The sequence below is a fragment of the Spirosoma lacussanchae genome (assembly GCF_005870035.1).
In the GTDB taxonomy this organism is placed as follows: domain Bacteria; phylum Bacteroidota; class Bacteroidia; order Cytophagales; family Spirosomataceae; genus Spirosoma; species Spirosoma lacussanchae.
On record NZ_SWJG01000002.1, the window covers coordinates 558163 to 583604 of the forward strand.

The 25442-nt window shown below is 55.5% G+C and carries 19 protein-coding genes and 1 pseudogene; 6 read left to right on the forward strand and 14 right to left on the reverse strand.

Going from position 1 to position 25442, the window contains the following annotated elements; translation table 11 throughout:
- The first annotated feature begins 140 nt into the window (after window positions 1-140).
- Entirely contained in the window at window positions 141-2156 is a 2016-nt protein-coding gene (locus FBR45_RS12715) for a hypothetical protein (protein ID WP_394344371.1), read from the forward strand.
- Window positions 2157-2240: 84 nt separating this feature from the next.
- On the opposite strand, the gene FBR45_RS12720 is transcribed toward FBR45_RS12715, so the two are convergent.
- The gene (locus FBR45_RS12720) at window positions 2241-3293 is read right to left on the reverse strand and encodes a transglutaminase domain-containing protein (RefSeq protein ID WP_138502851.1); all 1053 of its coding nucleotides are present in this window, start codon (window positions 3291-3293) and stop codon (window positions 2241-2243) included.
- 120 nt (window positions 3294-3413) lie between these two features.
- Between FBR45_RS12720 and FBR45_RS12725 the strand changes: the two genes are divergently transcribed.
- Entirely contained in the window at window positions 3414-3818 is a 405-nt protein-coding gene (locus FBR45_RS12725) for a PPC domain-containing DNA-binding protein (RefSeq protein WP_138503111.1), read from the forward strand.
- A 62-nt stretch (window positions 3819-3880) separates the two neighbouring features.
- Here the strand turns inward: FBR45_RS12725 and FBR45_RS12730 are convergent, their stop codons facing one another.
- The 3 genes from FBR45_RS12730 to FBR45_RS12740 all read right to left on the reverse strand — a co-directional run bounded on the left by FBR45_RS12730 (window position 3881) and on the right by FBR45_RS12740 (window position 6392).
- Entirely contained in the window at window positions 3881-4480 is a 600-nt protein-coding gene (locus FBR45_RS12730) for a bifunctional nuclease family protein (RefSeq protein ID WP_138502853.1), read from the reverse strand.
- Between the two features lie 131 nt (window positions 4481-4611).
- Entirely contained in the window at window positions 4612-5574 is a 963-nt protein-coding gene (locus FBR45_RS12735; RefSeq protein ID WP_138502855.1) for an electron transfer flavoprotein subunit alpha/FixB family protein, read from the reverse strand.
- 80 nt (window positions 5575-5654) lie between these two features.
- The gene (locus FBR45_RS12740) at window positions 5655-6392 is read right to left on the reverse strand and encodes an electron transfer flavoprotein subunit beta/FixA family protein (protein WP_077921928.1); all 738 of its coding nucleotides are present in this window, start codon (window positions 6390-6392) and stop codon (window positions 5655-5657) included.
- Between the two features lie 163 nt (window positions 6393-6555).
- On the opposite strand from FBR45_RS12740, the gene FBR45_RS12745 reads away from it, so the two are divergent.
- A complete protein-coding gene (locus FBR45_RS12745; protein ID WP_138502857.1) occupies window positions 6556-6885 on the forward strand; it encodes a tetratricopeptide repeat protein in 330 nt (109 codons plus the stop codon).
- A 6-nt stretch (window positions 6886-6891) separates the two neighbouring features.
- On the opposite strand, the gene FBR45_RS12750 is transcribed toward FBR45_RS12745, so the two are convergent.
- From FBR45_RS12750 to FBR45_RS12775, 6 genes are all read right to left on the reverse strand, one after another.
- Complete coding sequence (locus FBR45_RS12750; RefSeq protein WP_138502859.1) at window positions 6892-7701, reverse strand: hypothetical protein; 810 nt, start codon at window positions 7699-7701, stop codon at window positions 6892-6894.
- A 148-nt stretch (window positions 7702-7849) separates the two neighbouring features.
- A complete protein-coding gene (locus FBR45_RS12755; RefSeq protein WP_138502861.1) occupies window positions 7850-9043 on the reverse strand; it encodes an Nramp family divalent metal transporter in 1194 nt (397 codons plus the stop codon).
- Between the two features lie 84 nt (window positions 9044-9127).
- The gene (locus FBR45_RS12760; protein ID WP_138502863.1) at window positions 9128-9652 is read right to left on the reverse strand and encodes a Dps family protein; all 525 of its coding nucleotides are present in this window, start codon (window positions 9650-9652) and stop codon (window positions 9128-9130) included.
- Window positions 9653-9724: 72 nt separating this feature from the next.
- Window positions 9725-10663: a sugar phosphate isomerase/epimerase family protein gene (locus FBR45_RS12765; RefSeq protein WP_138502865.1), complete on the reverse strand. Its 939-nt coding sequence runs from the start codon at window positions 10661-10663 to the stop codon at window positions 9725-9727.
- Between the two features lie 178 nt (window positions 10664-10841).
- Window positions 10842-14684, reverse strand: coding sequence for a hydantoinase B/oxoprolinase family protein (locus FBR45_RS12770; RefSeq protein ID WP_138502867.1), 3843 nt, complete (start codon window positions 14682-14684; stop codon window positions 10842-10844).
- Window positions 14685-14687: 3 nt separating this feature from the next.
- Window positions 14688-15440, reverse strand: coding sequence for a DeoR/GlpR family DNA-binding transcription regulator (locus FBR45_RS12775; RefSeq protein WP_138502869.1), 753 nt, complete (start codon window positions 15438-15440; stop codon window positions 14688-14690).
- A 53-nt stretch (window positions 15441-15493) separates the two neighbouring features.
- Between FBR45_RS12775 and FBR45_RS12780 the strand changes: the two genes are divergently transcribed.
- The gene (locus tag FBR45_RS12780; RefSeq protein WP_138502871.1) at window positions 15494-16084 is read left to right on the forward strand and encodes an NUDIX domain-containing protein; all 591 of its coding nucleotides are present in this window, start codon (window positions 15494-15496) and stop codon (window positions 16082-16084) included.
- 30 nt (window positions 16085-16114) lie between these two features.
- Here the strand turns inward: FBR45_RS12780 and FBR45_RS12785 are convergent, their stop codons facing one another.
- Complete coding sequence (locus FBR45_RS12785; protein ID WP_138502873.1) at window positions 16115-18631, reverse strand: PIG-L family deacetylase; 2517 nt, start codon at window positions 18629-18631, stop codon at window positions 16115-16117.
- A gap of 225 nt (window positions 18632-18856) precedes the next feature.
- Here FBR45_RS12785 and FBR45_RS12790 point away from each other — a divergent pair, with 225 nt between their 5' ends.
- Window positions 18857-21553, forward strand: a complete 2697-nt coding sequence (locus tag FBR45_RS12790; protein WP_138502875.1) for a sodium-translocating pyrophosphatase — start codon at window positions 18857-18859, stop codon at window positions 21551-21553.
- Window positions 21554-21779: 226 nt separating this feature from the next.
- A pseudogene (locus tag FBR45_RS12795) lies at window positions 21780-22496 on the forward strand (hypothetical protein).
- A 71-nt stretch (window positions 22497-22567) separates the two neighbouring features.
- Here the strand turns inward: FBR45_RS12795 and FBR45_RS12800 are convergent.
- The 3 genes from FBR45_RS12800 to FBR45_RS12810 form a co-directional block, all read right to left on the reverse strand.
- Window positions 22568-23641, reverse strand: a complete 1074-nt coding sequence (locus tag FBR45_RS12800) for a saccharopine dehydrogenase family protein (RefSeq protein WP_138502877.1) — start codon at window positions 23639-23641, stop codon at window positions 22568-22570.
- Window positions 23642-23748: 107 nt separating this feature from the next.
- Complete coding sequence (locus FBR45_RS12805) at window positions 23749-24315, reverse strand: 50S ribosomal protein L25/general stress protein Ctc (protein WP_138502879.1); 567 nt, start codon at window positions 24313-24315, stop codon at window positions 23749-23751.
- An 86-nt stretch (window positions 24316-24401) separates the two neighbouring features.
- Entirely contained in the window at window positions 24402-25343 is a 942-nt protein-coding gene (locus FBR45_RS12810; RefSeq protein ID WP_077921915.1) for a ribose-phosphate pyrophosphokinase, read from the reverse strand.
- Window positions 25344-25442: the final 99 nt, after the last annotated feature.

The following is a 25442-nucleotide window of genomic DNA, read 5'->3' on the forward strand; positions in this document are numbered from 1 at the left end:
CGGCTAAGGCATAACAGATTGGCTAAAAAGTAAAAAAAAACACCTTAACAGTGGATAGGCCGTTCCCTAAGTTTCCGTAGCCGCGTTTGGGAGAATTACAGTTTAGTTTGAAACATTGCGTCAAAATTAACTCAATAAGTATGCGAACATTTATCCAACAACACCCCATGCGGATGCTGGCTGGACTCGTGTTGCTAGGTTTTGCAATGCCTTCTGTCGGTCTTGCTCAAGAGGCAGACACAGTCCGTCGGGACGCCGTACCGAGTTCAACAACTCCCAACCGAGCTTACTCCCGCGAAAACATTTATCGACTAGGCAAAGGAGTTTATACCGATACGTTACGTCGGGACGACTTCAAAGCGCAGGCGAGCGATGTGGCAGAGCTTGACGATTGCGACACCACGTTCCAAACGTTTGTACTCGTACGGCGCCTGTCGCCCTGGCGGATCGGACTGTTTGCCGGTCCCAACTTCGCCTATTGCGGTACCTGGGAAAACACGTTTGGTCCTACCCGTCGTGACAACACCCTGTACAATGGTGCTGGCTTCAACATCACGGGTAACATTGATTACTTCCTGACACCTGCAACCCGTCGTTTACGGTTCGGTGTTGGCGCTGCACTGGGTTATCAGAATTACATTACGCGCGGTGTTTATCGGGATTATCTGTACGGCCTTGCTGCCGTGCGGGGCGTTAACCGGGATCAGGTAACCATTCGTCAGCGTGCTTCGGAAGACATGTTCCTGACTGTCGGTCCGGTCCTGACCTTCACCGTAGCTCGCAGCCGTCGTAACCCAGATGCTACCACCTTTATTGAGGCTGGCGTACGGGGTGGTCTGTTCCGTACCGAAGCCGCAACGATCGCGGCTTTCATCCCGTCGCAGGGTGGATCGCTCCCAACGAACATTCCTTCGTTCGTAGAAGGTGGTGCTCTGCTTCGGACTGTAAACCCAAGCTACCGGCTGTATCATCCGGGCGTGATCGGATCGCTGGGCGTTTTCTTCCCGGTGGGCAGAAACAACTGGAACATCGGTATCCAGGGCCAGGGCTTCTTCACCCGTCTGAACTACATCATTGTAAACGGTATCCAGGATCAACTGCTGGAGTTCCGTCGTCAACATGGTGGCTTTAGTGCTGGTGTAGCTGTTCGCAAAGGATTCGTTCAGAAGAAGCTGATCCCGAAAGCACCAACTGTCTGCCCAACCTGCGATTCTATTCCGCAGCTGAGCGTTCAGTTCAATGGTCAGTCGCTCAAAGGCGTATCGCTCTCGTACACGGATCAGCCTGTTAATCCATCGGCAGCCGCCCCGGTTATCAGCTGGCGCAGCACGACTCCGAATCCGAAGAACGAAACCTTCACCGCTCGTCTGTACTACCGTGCCGATTCAGTAGTAGCGGGTGCTCCGGGTGCTGATCAGGTGATCGCGCAGCTAGAGAACACCACCGATACCACGCTGACATTCCCCGCTCAGTACTTCACGAACGGTCAGCTGAACCGTGGCTTCTACTACGTAACGGTACACAGCCGCCAGTCGGCCAAATGTGGCTCCTGCATGAGCGAAGTGGCTACGACAAGCTTCGCCAACGTACGTGTCCCTATCGACAAAGAGTCTCGTTTCCGTCACCGTCTGGAGCGCCTGGAAGTATTCTACAGAACGCCTGGCTCACGTGACTTCACCAGTATCTGTTACTGTAACGGTGAGATCACCGGTAAGACGATCAAGAAGAACCGTCTGTTCTACAGAAGCCTGAACCGCCGTCTGGCTACGGGTGAAGTTGAGTTCGACACCAACACGGTGATCCTGAACCTGCGCGACATTCCAGGCAATCTGGCTACAACGCTGCAGACTGAGAAGAGCAACATCGAAAACAACGGTGGTATCCGCTACAAAGGTCGTCGAGTTCGTCCGCAGGTATCGTACTTCCGCGCTGTGTTCACTGTCACCAAGCTGCCGATCAACGGTCAGCCTGAGCAGCAGGTGGGAAGCTTCAATACGATCATCAGCGACAACACATACTCGATCACTGATCTGAAACCGCTGACCGACGCTGAGCGTACGAAACTGCTGGCACCGCCTGCACCTCGTAAGCAGACACCACGTCGCCGGGGTGGCAACAGTGGCCGTCGTTCGGATGTGATGTTCGGTGTAGAATAAGCACAGAAAACCCAACAAAAAAACCGGGAGCCAACGCTTCCGGTTTTTTTGTTAGGTGTCGATCAGGCAGGGGGAAAAAGGTTATTAATAGACTACGGTAAAAGCAGAAATAGCTTCGTAGGATTTGTAGCGTTCGGTGCGGGCACCTTTAGGTTTAGCATACACATGTAACGTATGGGTGCCGCGCTGTTTGATTGGCACTGTTAACCGATAGCCATCAGCCGTCAGCTGGATGCTGATCGGAACATGGCTCGTAGTAGAGCCGTTTTGCCGGCCCAGCGAGCAAATAAACTCAACGGGCTGGCTGGTTTGAAGCGTGAGAGTAACCGCGTTGGTCGACCGGATTAGACCTGTTTTGGGAAAGTTGTCGTCGAATCCAAGTCGGAAGTAGGCATCGTAGATCTTGGGAAATTGGTCAAACTGTGCTTTACTGAATGGCTTGTCGAGAAGCTGCCAGCGCTGGTCGGCCGGGAAATGGTTGGCGCCGAATGCAACGGGCTCCGTAAGAAAATAAAAGTCGTTGGGCTGACCACCTTTTGCCGTTGTTTGGGCCCAGGCAATATCGACCAGATACCAATCACCATCGAGCCGGACCGCGTTCCATTCATGATCAATATAACGAATCGGCTGGCCGGCCTCACTATCGTTGGTACGAGAGTACCCCTTGACGTTTACGACCTCAATGCCGGCCCGGTTGAGCAGGTGTTTGTAAAGCAGGGCAAAGCCCGTACAGACGGTCTTCCGGCTCCGGAGCACACGGCCGGCATACTCGGTCTCGGAGGAGTAACGCTGACCGCTATAGGCATCCTCGTCATACTGCACATGCGACGTAATCCAGGCGTAGACCGAGCGGGCCTTGGCCAGTTCGCTGCGGGCGGGCGCTGTCAGATAATCGCTGAGCGTATTCAGGTTTCGGGTTGCCGATTCTGGTGTCTTGCGGGCGTAAGCGTCAATTACGCCATAATCGACGGTAACAAATTTCGATGGGCGCGGTATATCGGCTGTCAATGTTGATAGTTGAACTGCCGATTCGTTTGGCGCTGAAAAGGCGGTGAAGAAAAGCAGGCAGAAACAGGCTTGCAAAGAGGGGAACAGCAGGGTAATTTTCTGCCGAAACCAGGTTGTGTATGTTCGCATTCCTCAGTCAGTATCACTAATTTCATAACACCAATGCAGGCTTTTTTATTGCTGATTTTACCCCTTCTGGTCATGCTTCCGGACAATACACACGCCCAACCGACGCCCGTTGGTGCGGCCATGCACACGTATTCATTCCGGCTCAGGCCGGGTCAGGATCTGAAAAAAGAACTGGAAAAAGTGGTGCAGCAACAGCGAATCGGGGCGGGGGCTATACTGACCTGTGTGGGCAGTTTGACTGACGTGACGCTGCGGCTGGCCAATCAGGAAGGACCCAGTACATGGCATGGGCACTTCGAAATCGTATCGCTGGTTGGTACTCTTTCCGCCAATGGGAGTCACATCCATCTGTCAGTTTCCGACTCGACAGGGCGTACGCTGGGCGGTCATCTGCTGGACGGCTGTACCATATACACCACCGCCGAATTGTTGATTGGCGTCATGCCTGAGATCACCTATACGCGTGAGCCCGACCCTGCGTTTGGGTATCGGGAGCTGGTCGTGAGAAAACGTAAGAAGAAATAAGCGCAAAAGCCACTCCCCGACGGGAATGGCTTTTGCGTATACATATGCTGAAAATAAATGATTTAGTTGCGTTTGCTCATCTCGTCACGAATCTTGGCAGCTCGCTCGTATTCCTCGTTGCCAAGCGCTTCTTCGAGCATCTTCTGCAATTCTTCCGACGACGCATTTTTCAGCTGATCACCGAAAGAGCGTGACGAGGGTCGGTTAGGTGTCGAGCGAACCAGTTCTTCCTGCTCTTCCTCTTCGTCGCTGCCACTTGCGGTGATTCCTGCTTCGGACAAGATCGACTCGTTCGTGTAGATGGGTACATCGAACCGAATGCCGATGGCAATAGCATCGGATGGGCGAGCATCGATGACCGTTTCGCGAACGCCATCGAAACAGACGATTTTGGCGAAAAAGATGCCTTCGCGCAAATCCGAAATTACGATCTCGCGAACCGTAAACCGAAACTGCTCCGCAAACTGCTTGAACAGGTCGTGCGTCATCGGCCGATTCGGAACGATTTTTTCAATCTCAATGGCGATTGCCTGGGCCTCAAACATGCCAATGATGATTGGCAACCGGCGGTTGCCATATTCTTCTCCCAGTACCAGCGCAAACGAACCCGACTGCGACTGACTGGGCGATAGTCCTAGTATTTCCAGCTTAATCTTATCCACAGCGCGAATTTAATCAAAAGTAGTAACAGGGCCACCTGGTGCATAATAAGTAAGCGTCTGCGTGCCTACCGATTTATGAAATTAGTCATCTATACGACAAGCGGGGTGGCTCTGTTGCTACTCCCGATCGGTTACAGCCCCTGCACTGCCTTCGTAAGCCGCGGTAATACGTCGAACACGTCGCCAACGATACCATAATCGGCCGACTTGAAGAACGGAGCCTCGGGGTCTTTATTGATAACAACAATTACCTTTGAGGAGTTTACGCCAGCCAGATGTTGTATAGCGCCTGAAATTCCGGCGGCTATGTACAAATTTGGGCTTACTTTGATTCCGGTTTGCCCAACGTGCTCATGGTGAGGGCGCCAGTCCAGATCCGACACCGGCTTCGAGCAGGCCGTTGCGGCTCCCAGCGCCTTAGCCAGGTCTTCTACAATGGCCCAGTTTTCGGGACCTTTCAGACCGCGACCGGCCGAAACAACCAGATCGGCTTCGGGCAACAGGACATCGCCAGTGGCTTTTTCCGTTTTCTTAACGGTGATTACGAAATCGTTCTCGTTAAGGGTGGGCGAAAAAGTCTCTACGGAGGCCGTTGCCTCACTTTCTTCCGGCGTAATGGTGTTTTTCTTAATAGCCAGAATTTTTACGTCGGCTTTCAGATCATTATAGGCAAAGGCTTTACCAGTATAAATGCTGCTTTTGACCCGAAAGCCAGCCGACAGGTCGGGTAATTCGATCACATTGGCCGCCAGACCCGCCTTGAGTTTGCCGGCCAGCCGCGCCGTCATCGCATCGGCCAGGGATGATTTGGCGAGTACAACTACTTTACTGCTTTCCTGCTGCGCTGCGGCCGAAACAACGGTAGCGTAGGCCATGCCGTTGGGTTCGTTAAGCTTGCCGTCGGCCGCGTGGAGCACCTTGGTGGCGCCAAAACGACCGGCCGAAGCCAGCTCGCTGTCGTCGGCCTGGCCAATTACAATAGCGGTGGCCGATGTGCCGAGCATTGCCGCGACCTTGGCGCCGTAAAAAATTGCTTCCTGTGAAGATTTCTTGAGTTTGCCTTCGTCTAATTCGGCAAATATGAGAACAGACATATACGAGGTTTCGGTTTATGGTTTTCGACACGCGGTTCGTCGGACGAGGTCCAGGAACCACCCGGTGAAAACAGCTTTGATCAGATAACTTTAGCTTCGGTGCGCAGGAGCTGGATCAGGGTTTCGGCTTCTTCGGCCTTGATCATTTTCACGCTGCCACGGGGAGCGGGGAGTTCGTAGCTACCGACGGCGGTCAGTTTGTCTGTGCCGGTTGGTTCTACAATCTTCAGCGGCTTAGTCCGGGCGGTCATGATACCACGCATGTTCGGAATCTTCCATTCGGCAATCGGCTCCTGGCAACCTAAAACCAACGGAAGCTTAGCCTCCAGCTCTTCTTTGCCACCCTCAATTTCGCGGGTGATCTGAGCCGTGTCGCCGGCGATATCCAGAAGCATAACCGGTGAGATAGACGGAATGCCAAGCATCTCGCCAACAATACCGTGTACCTGACCGCCATTGTAATCGATTGATTCGCGGCCCATCAGGATCAGATCGTACTGCGCATCTTTGGCAATGGCCGCAATCTGTTCCGCTACAAAATAAGCGTCGGTTGGTTCGGCATTAACCCGGATCGCATCGTCGGCGCCGATAGCCAGACATTTGCGGATGACGGGTTCGGCGTCGGCTTCGCCTACGTTCAGGACCGTTACGCTGGCACCTAGTTTTTCTTTTAGCTCAACGGCCCGCGCCAGTGCGTAATCGTCGTAAGGGCCGGTGATGAACGTTACACCCGCTTTGTTGAGCCTGGTGTTATTGTCCGTAAAGGCAATTTTGGTGGTGGTGTCGGGCACACTCGTCACACACACTAAAATCTTCATTGGCTATGCGGTTTTGGTTGATATAGTGACTGATGATCGGTTTTTCGAAGCCTGCTTTCTGCCGGTTGGCAGCAGACAACGGAAAACTAACCATTACTTTTACGGCGCAAAAGTAATCATACGCCTATAGAAAGTATGCATGCATACTAATTTTCTTGCCTCAATGAATAACGAGCGTATCCAACAATTAATTCGATTTGTACAGGAAGAACCCGGAGAGCCGTTCAATGTTTATGCGCTGGCCATGGAATACATGAACAGTCAGCCCGAGCAGGCACGGGTTTATTTCGACCAACTCCTGAGCGATCATCCTGATTATCTGCCGACGTATTACCACGTAGCCGCTTTGTATGCCGAGCTGGATGAGCGCGATAAGGCGGCCGAACTTTACCAAAAAGGGATCAGGCTGGCAGAGGTACAGAATAACCAGAAGGCGTTACAGGAGTTGCAGCGCGCCCGCCAGGCGTTCGACGATGACGACGACGAGTGGTAGGTTTGGCTAGCGCCGGCGTTTTTTCTTTTCCGTTATGAAGCCCTGTTTGAAGAGCAGCGGTACGGTAGCCTGTTCGGGCAGGGTATAGCTGAGCGCTATGTAGTTGGCTGAGGCTACTTTGGGCAAGTATACAAATCCGCGTATCGACTCGTTGGGCTCAAGCGTATTGGCTCTAAGGGCTAGTTCGCGCCAGCGGTATTCTTCGTAATCGTAGCGTTGCATTCGGTTGGCGAAGGTGCCGTAATCGATGGCGCGCTTGGCGGCTATGCCCTGGTACATGAAATCATGCGTAACCCGGTTATTCACCCATTCCCGGTACGAAGTTCGGTTTCGATTCGTTGAGGACGATACATCCGAGGCAACTGCGGCTACGAGCAGCACGGTATTCATGATCTTGGCCCGTTTCAGCCGTTTTTCTTCCTGTTTGCGTTTGATACCGATCCGACTGGCTTCATAAGTTGGGTCGGCGGCTGATTGGGCGAGGGGCAGGCCGGTGCTGTGCGGATCGGGCAGGGTGTCCTGGTGCGGGCCTAAGGCCACAAACCGAAAATCGGCAGGGTTGATGCTGATCGGGTGGTCGGTTCGGTTCTTAATTTCAATATCGAGTACGGCATACTCCAGGTCTTCGCGTTCGAACGACGCCACAACCCCTACGCCGTTATCTTCCGCCTTGGTAACGGGCCGACCGTCAATAGTAGTGATATCGCCCGAAGCGGGTTCCAGCTGGTAGGTCGTTATGGTAGGCGCACAGCTACTCATTGTGTGCAGCACAACGGCCGTGAGTAAACTCCATTTAACGTAAACAGATGCGTTCATAACCGTCAGGGTAAGAGGCTATTTGCTTGTTAGCGTAAAGGTAATTAGCGGCTGGCTTTCTATGTATCCAGTAAACCCCGGTTTTTTACCGACTGTGTATCTGTCCGTTACCCGACAGGAGGAGGTCAGGTCAGGCAGATGAACTGCGCTAGAACTGCCCGGCCTCTATGGCCAGCCATACATTACGTAAACCCAGAAAGGTCGTAAGCGCCACAACCAGCAGCATGGCTACATTCTGCCAGGGCCGGTTGCGGTATTGAGCCGGTAAAAGGGTTTTGTTGTTGACGGCCAGTAACAAAAAGACGGTCACCAGCGGAAGCAGCAGGCCGTTGGCCGCCTGCGCCAGAATGATTACCGGAATGGGTTTCACGCCGAGCAGGCCAAACGTCAGCCCTACGGCCATTACGATAAGCCAGGTTGCCCGGTAGCGGCCGGATTGTTCAGACCAGCCCAGCATACTTCGACCCGTAACGGCAGCGGCCAGGGGGGCGGTCAGGGCCGACGTAAAACCAGCGGCAAAAAGCCCGAAGCCGAACAGCGCACCTGCCCAGCTTCCCAGGCGAGCGGACAATGTCTGTTCAAACGTTTGAAAGGAGAAATCGCCCGTAACGAGCATGCCCGAAACCAGAATTGCCATGGAGATGAAGCCACCGATCAGGACAGCCAATGCAATACCAAACCGCATTTCGGTCAGCGATTGACCCTGCCCGATGCCCGAGCCTAAAAACAGATTATAGGGAACAATGGTAGTGCCGATTAACCCAATGACCAGTACGGTAGACCCGTCGGGCAAGGCAGGAATAAAAAGGGCTTTGGTTAATTCCATCGTATTAGGCGCCACGCTGACCGCTACATAGGCGAAGCAAAGCCCCATGGCAAAGACAATCAGCCCCAGGAGGTTTGCAATAAGGCGGGTAGAGCCTTGCCACAATAGGCCCACGCAGACAATACCGACTCCTACCGTTAACACCTGACTCGGCACACCCGTTAGTAGCGCCAGGCCGGATACTGCTCCCAAAATATTACCGGCCTGATAGGCTGCGCAACCCAGCGCGACGGCCCCAAACAGTACCGTCATCAGCCCGCGTACCCGGGAGCCGTAGGTTTGTGTCAACAGTTCGCCCAGACTCAAGCCGGAAGCTATGGTTACCCGAGCCGCGGCTTCCTGCAACAAAATAGTACCGAGGGTGGAGAAGGTCAGCGCCCAGAGCAGCCGAAGGCCGAAGCCGGAGCCAGCCATGGCGCAGGTCGTAACGGTGCCGGGACCGATGAAAGCCGCCGAGATAACCGACCAGAAAAGCACGCTGCCAAGACCAGCGCGGAGGGAGAGCGATTTAGGCACGTCTACAAATGATAAATGATGAACGATGAATGTAGCCGAAAAAAACTACAATCCATTATTCATCATTTATCGTTCATCGTCCAGTTAGGACAAGTACTTCCGAAGCATCCACGCCATTTTCTCGTGGGCCTCCATCATACCGGTCAGGAAGTCGGCCGTACCGGCGTCGTTCAGGTCTTCGTCGCAGGTGTCAACGTCTTCGCGCAGTTCTCGGGTAATCTGCTCGTGATCGGCCAGCAGCCGATCGAACATATCGCGGGTTTTTATCTCACCACTGGTGTCTTCTTCCAGGCTGGTGCCTTTGATGAATTCAGCCATAGTGGAGAGTGGCTTACCACCCAGGGTACGGATGCGTTCGGCAACCTCGTCGATCATTTCTTCGAGCGCTTTATATTGCTCTTCGAAAAACTCGTGGTATTCCTTAAAGCTCGGACCCGCTACGTTCCAGTGATATTTACGGGTTTTAATATAGAGAACGTGCAGGTCGGCCAGGTAGGCATTGAGCAGTTCATTCGCTTTTTTGAGCGAGTCTTTCTCCAGACCGATATTCGGTTGAATGTTCTTCGGCTCTTTCTGTTGGGTTTCCGGTTTGTTCAGATCGGTAGTCATAACATGGAGTGTGTATGTATTGGAAGTATAACCCGACCACACAGAAATTGTTGCCAATACCGACTGATGAACTCAGATGAGTCCGGCGAAGACTTCGTTCGAATAAGCGATGTTGCGTTTCTGGGCTTCAACTGCTCCCATTGTATTCGGAGAGCCTTCTTCGAGACATTGCTCCAGCACCAGCAGCGGCCTGCGGTTGTGCGCTTTCAGGGCGCTGGTCAGTCGCCGGTAGTCGATGTCGCCGTCGGAAAAAGACTCCTGCCAGACGCCGTTTTTCGACTGGCGGATGTGTACCTCAACGATGCGGTTACCGTAAAGCCGGACCACGTCGAACAGGGCTATCTGCGAATTGCCCGACCCCCGGTATACCCAGTGGGCGTCCAGGCAGAGCGACACATTTTTAGGATCGGAGCCCAGTAGCATATGATGAAATTCACGGGCCGCCTGCCGGTGTTCGGGCGCATGGGTATGATAGGCAAGGGTCATCCCCCGCTGGCGGAGTTCAGCCCCGAGCCGGTCGAGATTTTTGACCTGTTCGGCCAGTTGTTCATCGGTCTTGTCGTCTTTGGTGCCCCAGCGGATGGGGTTGGGGTTGGTAACGATCACCCGCGAGCCCAGGGGCTTCACGGCCTCAGCAATGGCCAGTACCGACGCGATAGATTTTGGGGCCTCGTCGGGTTGGTGCAGCGAGCTGTTGACGTACAGAGATGGCATCGTCAGCTTGTACTTAGTCAGGTAAGGCGCCAGCTTTTTCACCTCATCGACGCTGGTAAACGACGGTTCGTAGGCGGTTAGTCCGGTCTTTACATACTCGCTCAGCGACGCGTCGGGGTCGGCCATCCAGTCTTTCTGCTCACGCCCGTAAAAGGTGCTCCAGGTATAGGCGTTGCAGGAAAGAGGCTGGCGCTCCGGCGCAGCCGAATGCCCTTCCGCTGGCTTGATATCGGGGAGCAACGTCGCGCCGGTAAGTGCCGTGAGCGACGATAAGAAATTTCGTCTGGTTGAAAACATAAGCAATAAACGATAACCGGTTTCCCGCCTGTAAGCCCAGTCGATGCCCCTAAAAAGCTGAGTAACCTTTTCAAGGTGCTGGTTGTCAGTTAAGTAAGGTAATGCCGGGCAGGCAGTTAGGTTTTTCTATCTATGGTCTGGCGGGATATTAGGGTGAAAAGGGGCGGCCCATCCGGATTTACCCGACTCCGCCACCGCCGGGGGTTTCGATGCGGATGCGTTCGCCAGCCTGCATGGGTCGGGTGAAAATGCCAGGCATGTCTTCTTCGCTGCCATCCTGCCGGAGCAGGGTTTGCCGGCCTACCGCACCGGGCTGGCCGCCCCCTAAGCCATAGGGCGCCATCAGCCGGTGCTGACTCAGCAGGGTAGCCTGGGCTGGTTCCAGAAACTCGATCTCACGAACAATGCCATCGCCACCGCGCCACTGGCCGCTGCCGCCCGAGCCGGGGCGTATGCCGAACTGGTGGAGCCGGACGGGGTAGCGTCGTTCCAGTTCTTCGGGGTCGGTCAGTTTAGTGTTAGTCATGTGCTGATGAACCGCCGAACGCCCGTCAGCGCCCGGCGTCGCTCCCGTGCCTCCGCCAATGGTTTCGTAATAGCCCATCGTGGCGGTGCCGAACAGAAAATTGTTCATGGTCCCCTGACTGCAGGCCGCCAGTCCCAAGGCCTTCAGCAGCGTATCGACCAGCCGCTGGCTCACCTCGGTATTGCCGCCCACCACGGCCGGACATTCCGTTTCATGGTTGGGAAAGACTGGGTTCAGGAATGAGGATTCGGGCAGAACCAAATCCACGGGTGCCATCAGCCCTTCGTTGAGCGGTATATCACTGACGGTAGCGTCGGTCCCTACCCACAACCGGAGCACATACAGAATGGCGCTGTGCAGAATCGAAACGTTGGCGTTCAGATTATGGGGGTGTACGGCCGAAGTGCCCGAAAAGTCGATGGTGATACGCCCATTGGCTATGGTCAGACTCACCCGAATCGTATGCCCGTCGTCGAGTGATTCGTCGGCCGCGAAGGTCTGCCCGTCGAAGCGATGCAGTACAGTTGTGATGATTGCGGTAGCGGAGTTCTTCAGCTGGGTCATATACTGCTGAACCGTAGCCAGACCGTATTGCCGGACGAGGGTGCGCAGAGCCGTTTCGCCCGCCCGCAGCGAGGCCAGGGCGGCTTCTATATCGGCGCGGTTCTCGGCCAGGGAGCGGGTGGGGTAGGGCGCCTGCGTGAACCGTGCCTGTAAGCCCGTTCCCGCATCGCCATCCCACAAAAACTGACCTGCTTTAACAACATACTGGGGCTCCAGTACGACCCCTTCCTCGGCCAGCCGGGTAGCATCGGGGGGCATCGATCCCGGCACTTTGCCGCCTATTTCGGCGTGGTGAGCCCGGTTGATGACGTAGCCGATCAGCTGCGCGTCGTCCGTAAATACGCCCTGCAGGAGGGTGACATCGGGCAGATGGGAACCGCCGTATTTCGGGTGGTTGGTGATAATGACATCGCCCGGAGCCAGGGGGAGTTTATCGAGGCAAAGCCGCGCGCATACGCCCAGACTGCCCAGATGAACCGGAATATGGGGAGCGTTGGCTACCAGCTCGGCCCGGGCGTCGAGCAGGGCGCACGAAAAATCGAGTCGTTCTTTTACATTGGTTGAGAACGCAGTACGCTGGAGCTGCGCGCCCATCTCTTCGGCAATAGCCCGAAAACGCTGGGTGAATAGCTCCAGCTGAATAACGTCGGCCTGCTCCGCTTCGTCCGTCGAAATTGGCCCGGACTGGAAATCATCCGGAGAATCGTAGTCGGCAATGTAGTTAATAAGCGCATTCTGGTCAGCCTGGATCACTACACGCCAGCCGGGTTCAACGAAGGCCGAGGAGGTGGTATTCAGCAGCAAGGCCGGGCCACGGAAGGTGTCGCCTTCCCGCAAGCGGGTCCAGTCATAGGCCGGGTAGGTATCCGTCTCGAACGACGAAACAGCATGCCGATGGCTGACCGGCGGCCCGTTCTCCGGAACCTCAGGGCTGATTGTACTGACAACAACCCGTAGACTTTCTACGTCGATCGGGCGGGGCTGGCCGGTGCTGGTGCCGGGATAGTGCCCGTAGAGTTGCTGGTACCTGGTTCGGAAATCGTCGGCCAGGTTATCGCTGAAGGGTATTTCCAGGCTGGCCTCCTGCCCCTGGAGCCGAAGAAATACGTTCACGGAGTCGGTTCTGATAGCAGCATCCGCGGCTATGTCCTGCCGCAGGGCCCGGGTAGCCTGCTCAACCAGCTCGCTGGCGATGGTCGGTAGCTGGTCGCTAACCTGATGAAGCGGCTGAAGCACCGACCGGGCAGCCATTCGTTCGATACGAGCCTGACCGATCCCATAGGCACTGAGCAGCCCCCCGTCGAAAGGAAGTATAATTCGTTCCATACCCAGAAGCCGGGCGATGGCACAGCCGTGGAGTCCGCCGGCTCCGCCGAAGACCAGCAGGCTATAGTGGGCAGGATCAAACCCTTTGGCTACCGAAATTTTGCGGATAGCCCCCGCCATCGTTTCGTTCGCAATGCGTTCGAATCCGCGCAGCAGGGTAGCCGGATCGGGTTGGGTGCCGGTCTTCGACTCAATTTGAAGGCTTATGGTCTGCAGGGCATCCTGTGCTTTCTCGGGGAAGACCGGAATGCCGAACTGGCTGGGATGAAGTTTGCCCAGCAGCAAGTTGACATCCGTAATGGTCAACAGCGCCGGGGCCGACGGGGAGGTAGCTCCGTAACAGGCCGGACCGGGGTTGGCACCGGCGCTCTGTGGCCCTACGCGCAGCTGAGCGCCGTCAAACCAGCAGATGGAGCCTCCGCCGGCCGCCACGGTTTCGATCGACAGCGACGGAAGCTGCAGGTCAAACGGGCCGATGGGAGTCGAATAACGATAGTCGGGGGTTTGCTGAATCCTGGCTACATCGGTGCTGGTGCCACCCATGTCGAGGGTTAGGGTGCCGGGTTGCATCAGGCTGTTGGCTACAGCCGCTGCGCCAATGACACCACCCGCAGGGCCGCTGAGCAGGCTGTCTTTGGGCCGGAACAGATCCGCCCGCACTAGCCCACCCGCACTGGTCATAACCCGCACGGGCTGTTTGCCCGCTGTGCCGTTACCCAACTGCGTCTGTACGTTGTTTAGGTATGACCGCAGCACCGGAGTCAGATACGCGTCGATGACGGCGGTCTGGGTGCGGGAAACGTAGCCGGGGGCGGTCGATACGTCGGTGGAGAGGGTGATGACAGGAAACCCTTCGGCCAGTAGTGTCTCGCGTAGCTGCTGCTCATGCGCCGGATTCCGATAGGCATTCAGCAGCGAGATCGCCACGGCCTCGGGTTTGATCTGCCGGAGCTGATCGATGAGTGTCGCGAGCGCAGGCCCGGCCAGTGACGTCAGTACCTGGCCGTCGGCAGCCATGCGTTCGTCAACTTCGAATACCTCTTCATACAGCACCTCGGCGGGTGGTATAGCCAGCTGAAACAGGTTGGGTCGCTGCTGGGTACCGATTCGGAGCAAATCCCGAAAGCCTTTGGTGATCAGCAACGCAACCCGGGCGCCTTTTCGCTCGAGTAGCGCATTGGTGCCCCGGGTGGTACCCAGCCGCATGTCCAGGGCCGGAAAAGGCTGCTGGAGCGGGGTTTGGGTCAGCAGCCGGGTGGCGAGTACCGGGGCTTCTTCGTTCGTGAACAGTTCTACCGTTAGCCGGTCCAGCCCCCGCGCCCGAAGTAGCGCCGAGCCGTCTACGGGGCCGGTTGGGGCGTTTACGACTAACTGCCCGTCGGCGTTCAGCGATGCCACCGTAAATGTTTCGCCCGTTTCGATGAGCCGGAGCTGGTACCCGTCGAAGAGGGGGGCAGTCAGCCATGACGCGGTTAGCCGATCATGAATCAGCTGGGCCCGAAGTCGGCTACTGCTGAGCACTTTTGTGCGGTGTAAAACGCCGTTGGGGGCCAGGCCGAGCCCATCGGTAAAGGTTCCGCCTGTATCAATCCAGATCTGCCACATGGGTTAGTTCATCACAGTAACCCCCGCCTGCCGGTAGGCGTCAACGACATCGGGTCGGGCTTCATTGTCCGTAATCAGGATGTCGAACAGGGTTAAAGGCGCAAAATAGAGGTATTTCTCGGTTTCCAATTTAGCGGAGTGACACAGCAGGTACGTTGTTTCGGCCTGCCGGGCCATGGCTACGGCGGTGCTGGCTTCTCGTTCGCTGTTGGCTGTCAGTCCTTTGCGTAGTGAAATGCCATCAACGCCAATGAAGGCCCGGTTGGCCCGGTAGCGGGCTATGTGCTCCTCGGCAATAAGGCCATGTACTGCCTGCCGGTCTTTGTCCACTTCGCCCCCCACCAGGTTTACCGATACCGAACTGTTTATCAACTCGGCAACAACCGGCAGCGAATTGGTGATGACCGTAATACGCCGGTTGCGAATAAACGGGCATAACCGGAAAACGGTACTGCCACAATCCATGAAAAGTATGTCGCCTTCCTGAATGGTTTGAGCGGCCAGCTGGCAGATATAATCTTTCTGGTCAGCATTAACGGCGGCTTTGTTTTCAAACCGAAAGGCATCGGTAACCGCACTCACCTTCATGGCCCCGCCCCGCGTCCGGTAGACCAGCCCCTGGGCCGCCAGCTGCACCAAATCGCGCCGAACTGTCATCTCAGAGGTGTGCAACAACTCAGCCAGTTCCTGCACCTCTACCGAGCCGCGTTCCTCTACCGTTTGTACAATGAGCCGTTTGCGATTTTGAAAATTCATATCATTTCTCTTCTTTTGTTCAAAAATAAACAATTTCAAACATAAATAAACAAATGGTGGCTGAACGTATTCGCATAACCGACGAAAAACTGCTGTCTGACAACTGGTATGTATTAAGACGATACACCTTCGATTATTTGGGGAAAAACGGACAATGGACTACGCAGCAACGCGAAGCCTATGATCGTGGCAACGGCGCGACCATATTGTTGCACAACCCCGAAACCGACACCGTTATCCTGACCCGCCAGTTTCGGCTACCAACCTACGTCAATGGCAATGATACCGGTGGCCCACTGGCTGGTATGCTGATCGAGACCTGCGCCGGCCTGCTGGACAACGACGATCCGCAAACGGCTATTCTTCGCGAAACGGAAGAAGAGACCGGCTATCGGCTGCAGGCGGTCGAGAAAGTGATGGAAGCGTATATGAGTCCCGGCTCAGTCACCGAAAAGCTGTTTTTCTACCTGGCTGAATACACGGCCGACACCGAACGAGAAGCCGGTGGCGGAATCGATGAAGAGGAGATCGATATACTGGAGCTGCCACTCAGTCAGGCCATGGCCATGATCGGAACGGGCGAGATCAAAGATGGAAAAACCATTATGTTGCTTCAGCACCTGCGGTTACGGCAACTGGCCTGACAATTTTGGTCAGGCCAGTTGATAGTCGGGCTATTTGCCGACCGAGATCAGGTTCGCGAACAGCCGGTAGGCGCCCGGTACACCCGCGGGCAACTCCCGGAAAAAAACCAGTCCCGTATACATGTAATGACCTTTGCCGTATCGGGCGTAGATCAGGCTACCCTTCTTGTCGGCTTCGTTCTGGTCATGGGCCGAGAAAATCGGTTCGTACGCTTTGTCCCAGTCCTGAGCGAAGTAGATGCCGCGTTCCTGCACCCAACCCGCAAAATCAGCGTCGGTAATTTTATTGGGTCTATTCAGGAGCGGGTGTTTCGGGTTCAGGAAGGTCATGGGCGCATCTTCTTCCGTAACCCGATCGCGACCAATCGTGAACGGATAAGGGCCCAGCTGAGCTACTTTGATACCGCCATTGTTGACAAACCCGCCCGGGGTCACATACTGTACGATCATAGTGCCGCCGTTGCTGACGTAATCCATAAGTTTTTTCTGGTAGATACCGAGCCAGTCGTTGGTGTTGTAGGCCCGGACTCCGGCTATGATAGCGTCGTAGCCCGACAGGTCGCGGCTGAGCTCGGCGGGCCCCAACTGGGTAACCCGGCACCCCATCTGTTGCAGGGCCGCGGGCACTTCATCTCCCGCGCCGACGATGTAGCCTATGTTCTTGGCCAGCACGTTCACATCCAGCTTCACCAGTTTGGCTTCGGCCGGCGGGAAGAGCGTCTGCGTCGGTATGTGTTTGTAGGCAATGGTCCGCAGCCCGGTCGTAAAGGTGCTGCCGTTGCTGGTTGTCATCGTGGCCCGGAGCAGCCCGTTCTGAGCGGTTGCTGCTGGCGATACGGTAAACGTCAGGCGCTGTTCATCGCCGGTATTGGCCAGGGAGAACGGCAGTGAAGCCGGTTCTACCCGCCAGCCAGCGGGCACGTTGAGCCGGAGCGTACCCGACACGTTAGCCCGCCCGGCTTTCAAAATGACTTCGGCCGTTTTTGATTTGGTATCGGCAAAGGTAAAGACGCGCTCGGAGAGATTAGCCGTTACATCGGGCTGAATAATAAACGGTCGGTAAACTTCCCCCTCAACCGGATCGGTCGATTTATAGACAACCGGACGGCGGTAAGTAAACCGCTGGCCGTCAATCTCAATGGTATAGGCCGCCGACAAAGCCGCCGGGTTTTCGGGCAAACCGATCAGGGCCTGATTATCGACCTGAAAGAGACCTTTCTCAATGGGTTTTTCGAGCCAGTAGGGTTGCGAGATTTTCTGCGTTTTCGGGATGGTCAAGCTAGTAGGCAGGGTTAGCTGATCATTGGGTTTGAGCAGCACATTCAGCGTACTGTCCTTGCCGGTCGAATACCGGACATTGACCAGCCGCACCGGGCTGTCGGACCGGCCCACTACGGTGGTCGTCAGCTTAATGGTTTCGCCGGGTGTGGCGGCATAGTTGGCTGGGTTGGTTTCGAACCACAGGCCCAGGCATTGCTGAATCAGGGTCTGCACCTCCTGCCGCTTCGTGCGGACGTAGAGGTTGGTCGTGTCCAACCGGCTGATGGCGCCGTACAGGCGTACCAGGCCGCTGACCAGTCTGGCTGGTTGATCGGACGAAAAGCTGCTGATCAACTGGTCGACCTGCGGTTGAATGGCTTCGCCACCGGGCACCCGTTTCCAGCTCATGTCGATGCCCTCAAAAGGGTCGTTCTGGACCGGGTCACCGTTTTTCAGCAGCAGGTAGTCTACCTTGGCTCCGCGGCTGGCCGGAACCCCAAAGCCCTGGCTTTTGTGCTGGCTGCGGCTTTCGGCGGCTATCTCGCCATACGATTTTCCCAGCAGCGGATTGTAGAGCCCGGTTTCCAGTCCAATCAGGTTACCGGCTTCGTCGGGTTTGCGGTTGCTCAGAAACTGACCCGGGATAAACACATTCCAGAGAATACGTTTGGCCTGCCAGGGTTTTACATAGGCCAGTTGTTCTGGAAACCGGGCGGGGTTGCCGGATATCTTGAACGCTTCTTCGGCCAGAAAACCCGAAGCACTATGATGGCCGTGACCGGCGCGGGCATCGGGCGGGAAACGGGTAATAATTACATCGGGCTGGTAGGTACGAATCATCCAGACCACATCGGCCAGCACTTTGTCCTGCCCCCAGGTGCGTACAGCCTCATCGGTCGATTTTGAAAAGCCGAAGTCATAGGCCCGGCTGAAGAACTGGTCGGGGCCGTCTATGCGCCGGGCAGCCAGCAACTCCTGGGTGCGGATGATACCGATGTTTTCGCCCTGTTCGGCACCGATCAGATTTTGGCCACCGTCGCCACGGGTCAGCGAAAGGTAGCCTGTGCGCAGGAGCCGTTCTTTTGACAGGTACGCCAGAAACAGGGTATTTTCATCGTCAGGATGGGCCGCTATATACAGGACGGAGCCGAGTACATTCAGCTTTTTCAGGTTCGACAGAATCTCACCCGGAGGGGTTGGCTTTATAGGACCGTAAGGAACCTGAGCGGAGGTGATGGCGGCAGCAAACGCTGCGTATAGGGTAATCAGGTAGACAACAGGACGCACAGCGGGGGAGGTTTTCTGAAAAAGCAAAAATAAACAGCTAACACACAGATTACTATTGGCAGGTCACTTTATACCGGCTCTTCAGGCGTTAAACCCACATCACTTGGAAAAAACGCAATTTTCCTCAGAAAAAGGCAAGTATTGGCGTTGCTTCGCTAGGTAATGAAGAGGCAAACTTTATCTTTGCGCGCAGTCCTATTTTTTCTAAACTCTATACAAAGTCGCATGAATAATAGTCTTTACATCGTCCCTTTTCTGGGTCTGGTGGGCCTGGCGGTGATGTTTGCCAAATTCGTATGGGTCTCCCGGCAGGACGCCGGTGACGCTCGAATGCAGGAAATCTCAGGGTACATTGCAGATGGTGCTATCGCCTTTCTAAAAGCCGAGTGGCGCGTTCTGATCATCTTCGGCCTGATTGTAGCCGTTCTCTTATCCTGGTCAGGCTCGCTGGTCGAAAATTCACACTGGAGTATCGGCATTGCTTTCGCCTTTGGGGCGTTCACCTCGGCGCTGGCCGGGTACATCGGCATGAAAATAGCCACCAAAGCCAACGTCCGCACGGCCCATGCCGCCCGTACCAGCCTGACACGCGCCCTCGATGTATCCTTTACGGGCGGGTCCGTTATGGGGATCGGGGTAGCCGGTCTGGCCGTTTTAGGGCTTAGTGTGCTGTTCATCATTCTCTATAATTTCTTCGTAGCCGGGGCCGAGTCGGTCAATGGCGTATTGCCGGTCAATGGCATCCCGATGGAGCGCGCGCTCGAAGTGCTGGCGGGTTTCTCGCTCGGCGCTGAATCTATTGCGCTCTTTGCCCGGGTGGCTGGCGGAATTTATACCAAAGCGGCAGACGTAGGGGCCGACCTGGTGGGTAAAGTAGAAGCCGGCATTCCCGAAGATGATCCGCGCAACCCGGCTACCATTGCCGATAACGTAGGCGATAACGTAGGTGACGTGGCCGGTATGGGCGCTGACCTGTTCGGATCATACGTTGCCACGATTCTGGCTACGATGGTACTGGGTCGCGAAATTATTATTCCGAACGACCCGATTATGGGCCACGCGCCTATCGTACTGCCGGTTCTGATTGCGGGCATGGGTCTGATTTTCTCCATCCTGGCTTGCTACCTGGTGCGGGTGAAAGACGATAACGGCAACGTACAGGGGGCGCTGAACCTGGGCAACTGGGGGTCGATTATCCTGACCGTAGTGGCTTCGTACTTTCTGGTGAGCGCTATTCTTCCCGACGTAACGATGCAGATTCGGGGGGTCGAGTTCACCCGCATGGACGTGTTCTACGCTATTCTGACGGGCCTGATCGTGGGGGCGCTGATGTCGACCATCACCGAGTATTACACCGCCATGGGCCGTCGGCCAGTGCTATCCATTATCCGGCAGTCGGCAACGGGCGCGGCTACCAATATCATCGGGGGCCTGTCGGTCGGCATGGAATCGACGGTATTACCCATTCTGGTACTGGCGGCTGGTATCTATACGTCCTATCATTTTGCGGGTCTGTACGGAGTGGCCATCTCGGCGGCCGGTATGATGGCCACTACCGCTATGCAGCTGGCGATCGATGCGTTCGGCCCCATCGCCGATAATGCCGGTGGGATCGCCGAAATGAGTTACCTGCCCGAAGAGGTGCGGGGCCGTACGGATATTCTGGATGCGGTTGGTAACACCACCGCAGCTACCGGTAAAGGATTTGCCATTGCCTCCGCAGCGCTGACGGCACTGGCGCTGTTTGCTGCTTTTGTCGGCATATCGGGTATTTCGGCCATCGATATTTACAAGGCCGACGTGCTGGCCGGTCTGTTCGTAGGCGGCATGATTCCGTATATTTTCTCCTCGCTGGCCATTGCGGCTGTGGGTCGGGCGGCCATGTCAATGGTCGAAGAGGTGCGTCGTCAGTTCCGCGAAATTCCGGGTATTATGGAAGGAACGGGTAAGCCGGAATACGAAAAATGCGTGGCTATCTCGACCCAGGCGTCTATCCGGGAGATGGTACTGCCGGGGGCTATTGCGCTGACGGTGCCGGTCGTTGTCGGGTTCATCTTCGGGCCCGAAGTGCTGGGCGGTTTGCTGGCCGGCGTAACGGTATCGGGCGTACTGATGGGTATTTTTATGAACAACGCCGGTGGGGCCTGGGATAACGCCAAGAAGTCGTTCGAAAAAGGGGTGCTTATCAACGGCGAGACGTTCTACAAAAAATCGGAGCCGCACAAGGCCTCGGTAACGGGCGATACCGTGGGTGACCCGTTCAAAGATACGTCGGGCCCGTCCATGAATATCCTCATCAAGCTGATGTCGATTGTATCTCTGGTCATTGCGCCCTATATCGCCATCAAATCGTCGGATCAGCCGGGCCATGCCCGTGAAGGGATCGAAGCCGTTGGCGGTGTGGAAGGTGTCGATCTGGAAAAGTCGACTTCGGCCGACAACGCCAACGTGGCCACCCCCAACTTCACCCCAACCGACCTGACCCTCGATGGTGGTGTATTGCTGACAGGCGTCGACGTAGATGGGATCGAAGCCAGTCTGCTGAACTTCATCAAATCCGACAAACCCATCGACAAAACGACCTGGTTCGATTTTGACCGGCTGACGTTCGAGACGGGCAGTGCTACCCTGAAGCCTGAGTCGCAGGAGCAGCTGAAGAATATTGCCGAAATTCTGAAAGCCTATCCGAACGTCAGCGTGAAGCTGGGCGGGTATACCGACAATACGGGTAACGCCGACGCCAACCTCAAACTGTCGGGCGACCGCGCCCAGTCGGTAAAGAAAGAACTGACGGCGCTGGGTATTGCCGCCGATCGGCTGGAGTCGGAAGGGTATGGGCAGGAGCACCCGGTTGCCAGCAACGACACCGAAGAGGGCCGCGCTCAAAACCGCCGTATCTCCATTCGGGTGACGAAGAAATAAGCCCATCCTGCACCGGGCCCCGGCAGGGGCGACAGGCTCAGAGATGTTCCCATACTGTCACCGTACCTGATGCAAACGAAAAATGGCCAGTGTCGTAAAGAGACTGGCCATTTTTCGTTTATTTTAGCGAGGTAAAGGTCTCTGTCAATCAGCTGCTTAACTAGCGAAAACCGTCATGAAGAAACGAGAGAAATTAGCGATCATTCGTCAACATTACCCGAATGCAATGACCACTATTGATACCGTTAATCGGCTTATCGATTTTGTGGAGGATGAACTGGATCTGGAGCCTGCCCAGATTATGATGGCCGACAGCATATGCAGCGATGATGTCAACAGTATTCAGTATCCGGCCCGGACGCATGAGTTTCTGGGACCGTTTAAAATGGGCGGGCTAGACGGCTTTCCGTTTACCGGCCTGACTGGTATGGGCGCTTTTGCCAGCCACGTTCCGGATAACGGAGCCGTTTTTGTCTACTAAGGTCCCCATATCGGGATCTCCAAAGACGGCACGGTTGGCCAGATTTATCGGTTTGGGCAAGCTAAGGTATCAAGCTGCTGCGGAGCCGCCAAAGGCGCACTGAACCGGCTCCTAAACGATTCGATTGTAGCAGGCGAGGTACGGGATATTGACTACCAGATGAACACCATTGAGCAGATTCTGCTAAACCATAAACAGCGAATCATCACAGCGCCGGTTCCGCTGTACGAAGCTACCGAAGTCATTTACGAGGCTATCGACGACCGAATTGGGGAGCTGGTGGCCAAAACCAGTTACAACTGCCAGTATGTGATTTTGATGGGGGCCATTCTGATCAACAGCGATACGGACATGGGGTCGTTCAGCGCCACCCGCCGGTTCGACGTCATCAATCTGTCAACCAAAGCGCGTACCAATCTTCTCGACGCCCACTTTCCCTGCTATCAGCCTGTGTCGGCCTGAATGATAGGCCCCGCTGGGGTTAGCGTCAGAACCAACCCGTTGCCGTGCTTTCACGGCAACGGGTATATGAGTTAAGCCGGTATGCTTGTTTCCTGCCGGAAGAACTGTCCATTACGGGTTTCGAGAAAATCGGCGAAAGAAATATCTTCCTGCCTGATAAAGCCAGCCTGGGGAAGCAGCCCATCCGCCACCAGCTCAACCACGGCAGCTACCGAACCCGCTGTGGTCCAGGAAATGGCCCGCCACGAATGGCCGTCGATCAGACGGGGATGGTAGGCGCGGTAGAACTCTTCGCGGGCGAGCTGCCCGTTTTTCCAGCCCTCAACAACGGCATATACGTATACCACATCGTCCTGTACGGGTGGCTTGGCTTCGGTAAGCACTTTCTCGACCAGGGCGCGCTGATCTTTCAGGATCAGTTCATACAGCAAAAACCGCATCAGCCGGCAATGGCCCGGGTAGCGGATGGTTTTGTAGTTGAGCGTGTCGACCCGACCGGCGTAGGTTTCGCACATGGTACCCAGTCCGCCCGAGGTGCTGAAGGCTTCGAACTCCTGCCCTTCAATGTTGATCTGCTCGATGCCATCGAGGGCCGGTACCATCTTCACCTGTCCGTTGGCAATGACCTCGCAGTCGTTCAGGTATTCGTTGATGACGCCGGCCGGCGACCACGTAAACGAGTAACCCAGCAGGCCGTTTGGATAGCGGGGGAGCGCCCCCACGCGTAATTCGATATCGCGGAGCCTATCGAACCGGTTGGCCAGGTCAGCCCCAACGATACCGATCAGGCCCGGAGCCAGACCGCATTGGGGGGCCATAACGCCCCGTGCCGTTTTAGCCATCTCCCGGATTGCGGTCGTCGTGGGCACGTCTTCGGTGAGGTCGAAATAATGAATGCCGGCCTCGTAGGCAGCACGGGCAATCGGGAGGTTCAGGTTATACGGCAGGCACGATACCACGGCATCGAAACCGCTGACGGTGTCGCTCAAGGTAGCCTCGTCGGTAACGTCGCCCGTTACTACCGGAAAAGGGACAGCTTCGGCGGGTGCCTGCCGATCGAGACCCGTTACGGTAAACCGCTTGTTGAGCAGCGTACCGACCAGCGAGCCAACTTTACCCAGGCCTACCACTAGAATGGTCTTCATATGTAATGAACGGAAGTTGATGAGCGGGCAAAATACGCAAAAAGCCCACTCGGGTGAGTGGGCTTTTTGCTAATCTATTAGTTTTACTGAACGACTTGCCAATCGGCTTATTTGCCAACCGTACCCCGCAGTGCGCGTGGGATTTCGATACTGGCAACGGGGTTCGACGCCTGTTCGAGCATTTCGATGTTCGAAACCGGAATCTGACCCACACGAACTGATTTACCCAGATCGAGGCCGGTTACGTCCACGTCGATAAATTCAGGAATGTTTTCGATGGTGCCTTTCACGCGCAGTTTCCGAACGCGGGTTACCAGCTTACCACCTTTTTGCACACCCGGTGCTGTACCGACCAGACGAACGGGTACGGCCAGTTTAACGGGTTTGCCCGGCATTACTTCCAGGAAGTCGACGTGCAGCAGCACATCACTTACCGGGTGAAATTGAGCCTCCTGCAGAACCGCCCGGTACTCAGTACCTTCGATGTTCAGCAGCACCTCAAATACATTGGGCGTATAGAGCAACTTGCGGAACAGAATAGCCGGTGCATAGAAATGTACCTGGCTCTCTCCACCATACAATACGCACGGAACGTTGCCCTCGGCCCGAATCGCTTGTGATTCCGCACGGCCGAGATTCGCTCGTTGATACCCTACAATCTCGATTTGTTTCATACTGGTAAAATTTAACTGAGTGAATAAGTGATTGAGTGATTGGGTGACTGGCAAAACAACGCTCAATCACTTATTCACTCGATCACTCAATATCTAATAAACAAAGAACTAATAGATTCGTGATCACGGATGCGGCCGATGGCTTTGGCGAATAGCTCGGCCACGGATAGCACCTTAATTTTACTGTTCGGCTGTCGCAACGGTAATGTATCGGCAACAACCAGTTCATCGAGTACCGAGCCGGCTATGTTTTCGTGGGCTTTGCCCGACATAACCGGGTGGGTACAAACCGCCCGCACCGACTGAGCGCCCTTCTCCAGGATAATCTGAGCCGCTTTGGCCATAGTGCCGCCCGTGTCGATCAGGTCATCAACCAATACAACATTGGCCCCTTCTACATCGCCGATGACCTGCATCGACGCGATTTCGTTGGCCCGTTTGCGGTGTTTGTCGCACAGTACAATATCGGCGTTGAAATGCTTGGCGAACGTACGGGCGCGGTTGGCGCCACCCACGTCCGGCGAGGCAATGACCAGATTGTCGAGGTTCAGACTCTTGATATAAGGCACAAACACCGACGTTCCTTCCAGATGATCGACCGGGAAGTCGAAGAAACCCTGAATCTGTCCGGCGTGCAGGTCGATCGTCATCAGGCGGTCGGCACCCGATGCGGCCAGCATGTTAGCCATTAGTTTGGCGGCTATGGCAACGCGGGGCCGGTCTTTCCGGTCCTGACGGGCATAGCCGAAATACGGAATGACCACCGTGACATAGTGTGCCGATGCGCGCCGGGCGGCATCGACCATCAGCAGCAGTTCCATCAGGTTATCGCCCGGAGGGGGTGTCGACTGGATCAGGAAAACGTCGCACCCCCGAACCGACTCTTCGAAACTGGGCGACATTTCGCCATCGCTGAATCGCCGACAGGTGTAGCCGCCAAGATCTTTGCCATAATAATGTGCAATTTTCTCAGCCAGATAGGTGGATTGACTGCCCGAAAAAATCTTAACCGGATTAAACGAAGCCATTGATGCTGGACAAATTTCCCGCAAAGGTACGAAAAAAACGGGCGTGCCCAGCAGTTTTCCGGCATATTATGGATGAAGATCGGGGAGCCATCCCGACGG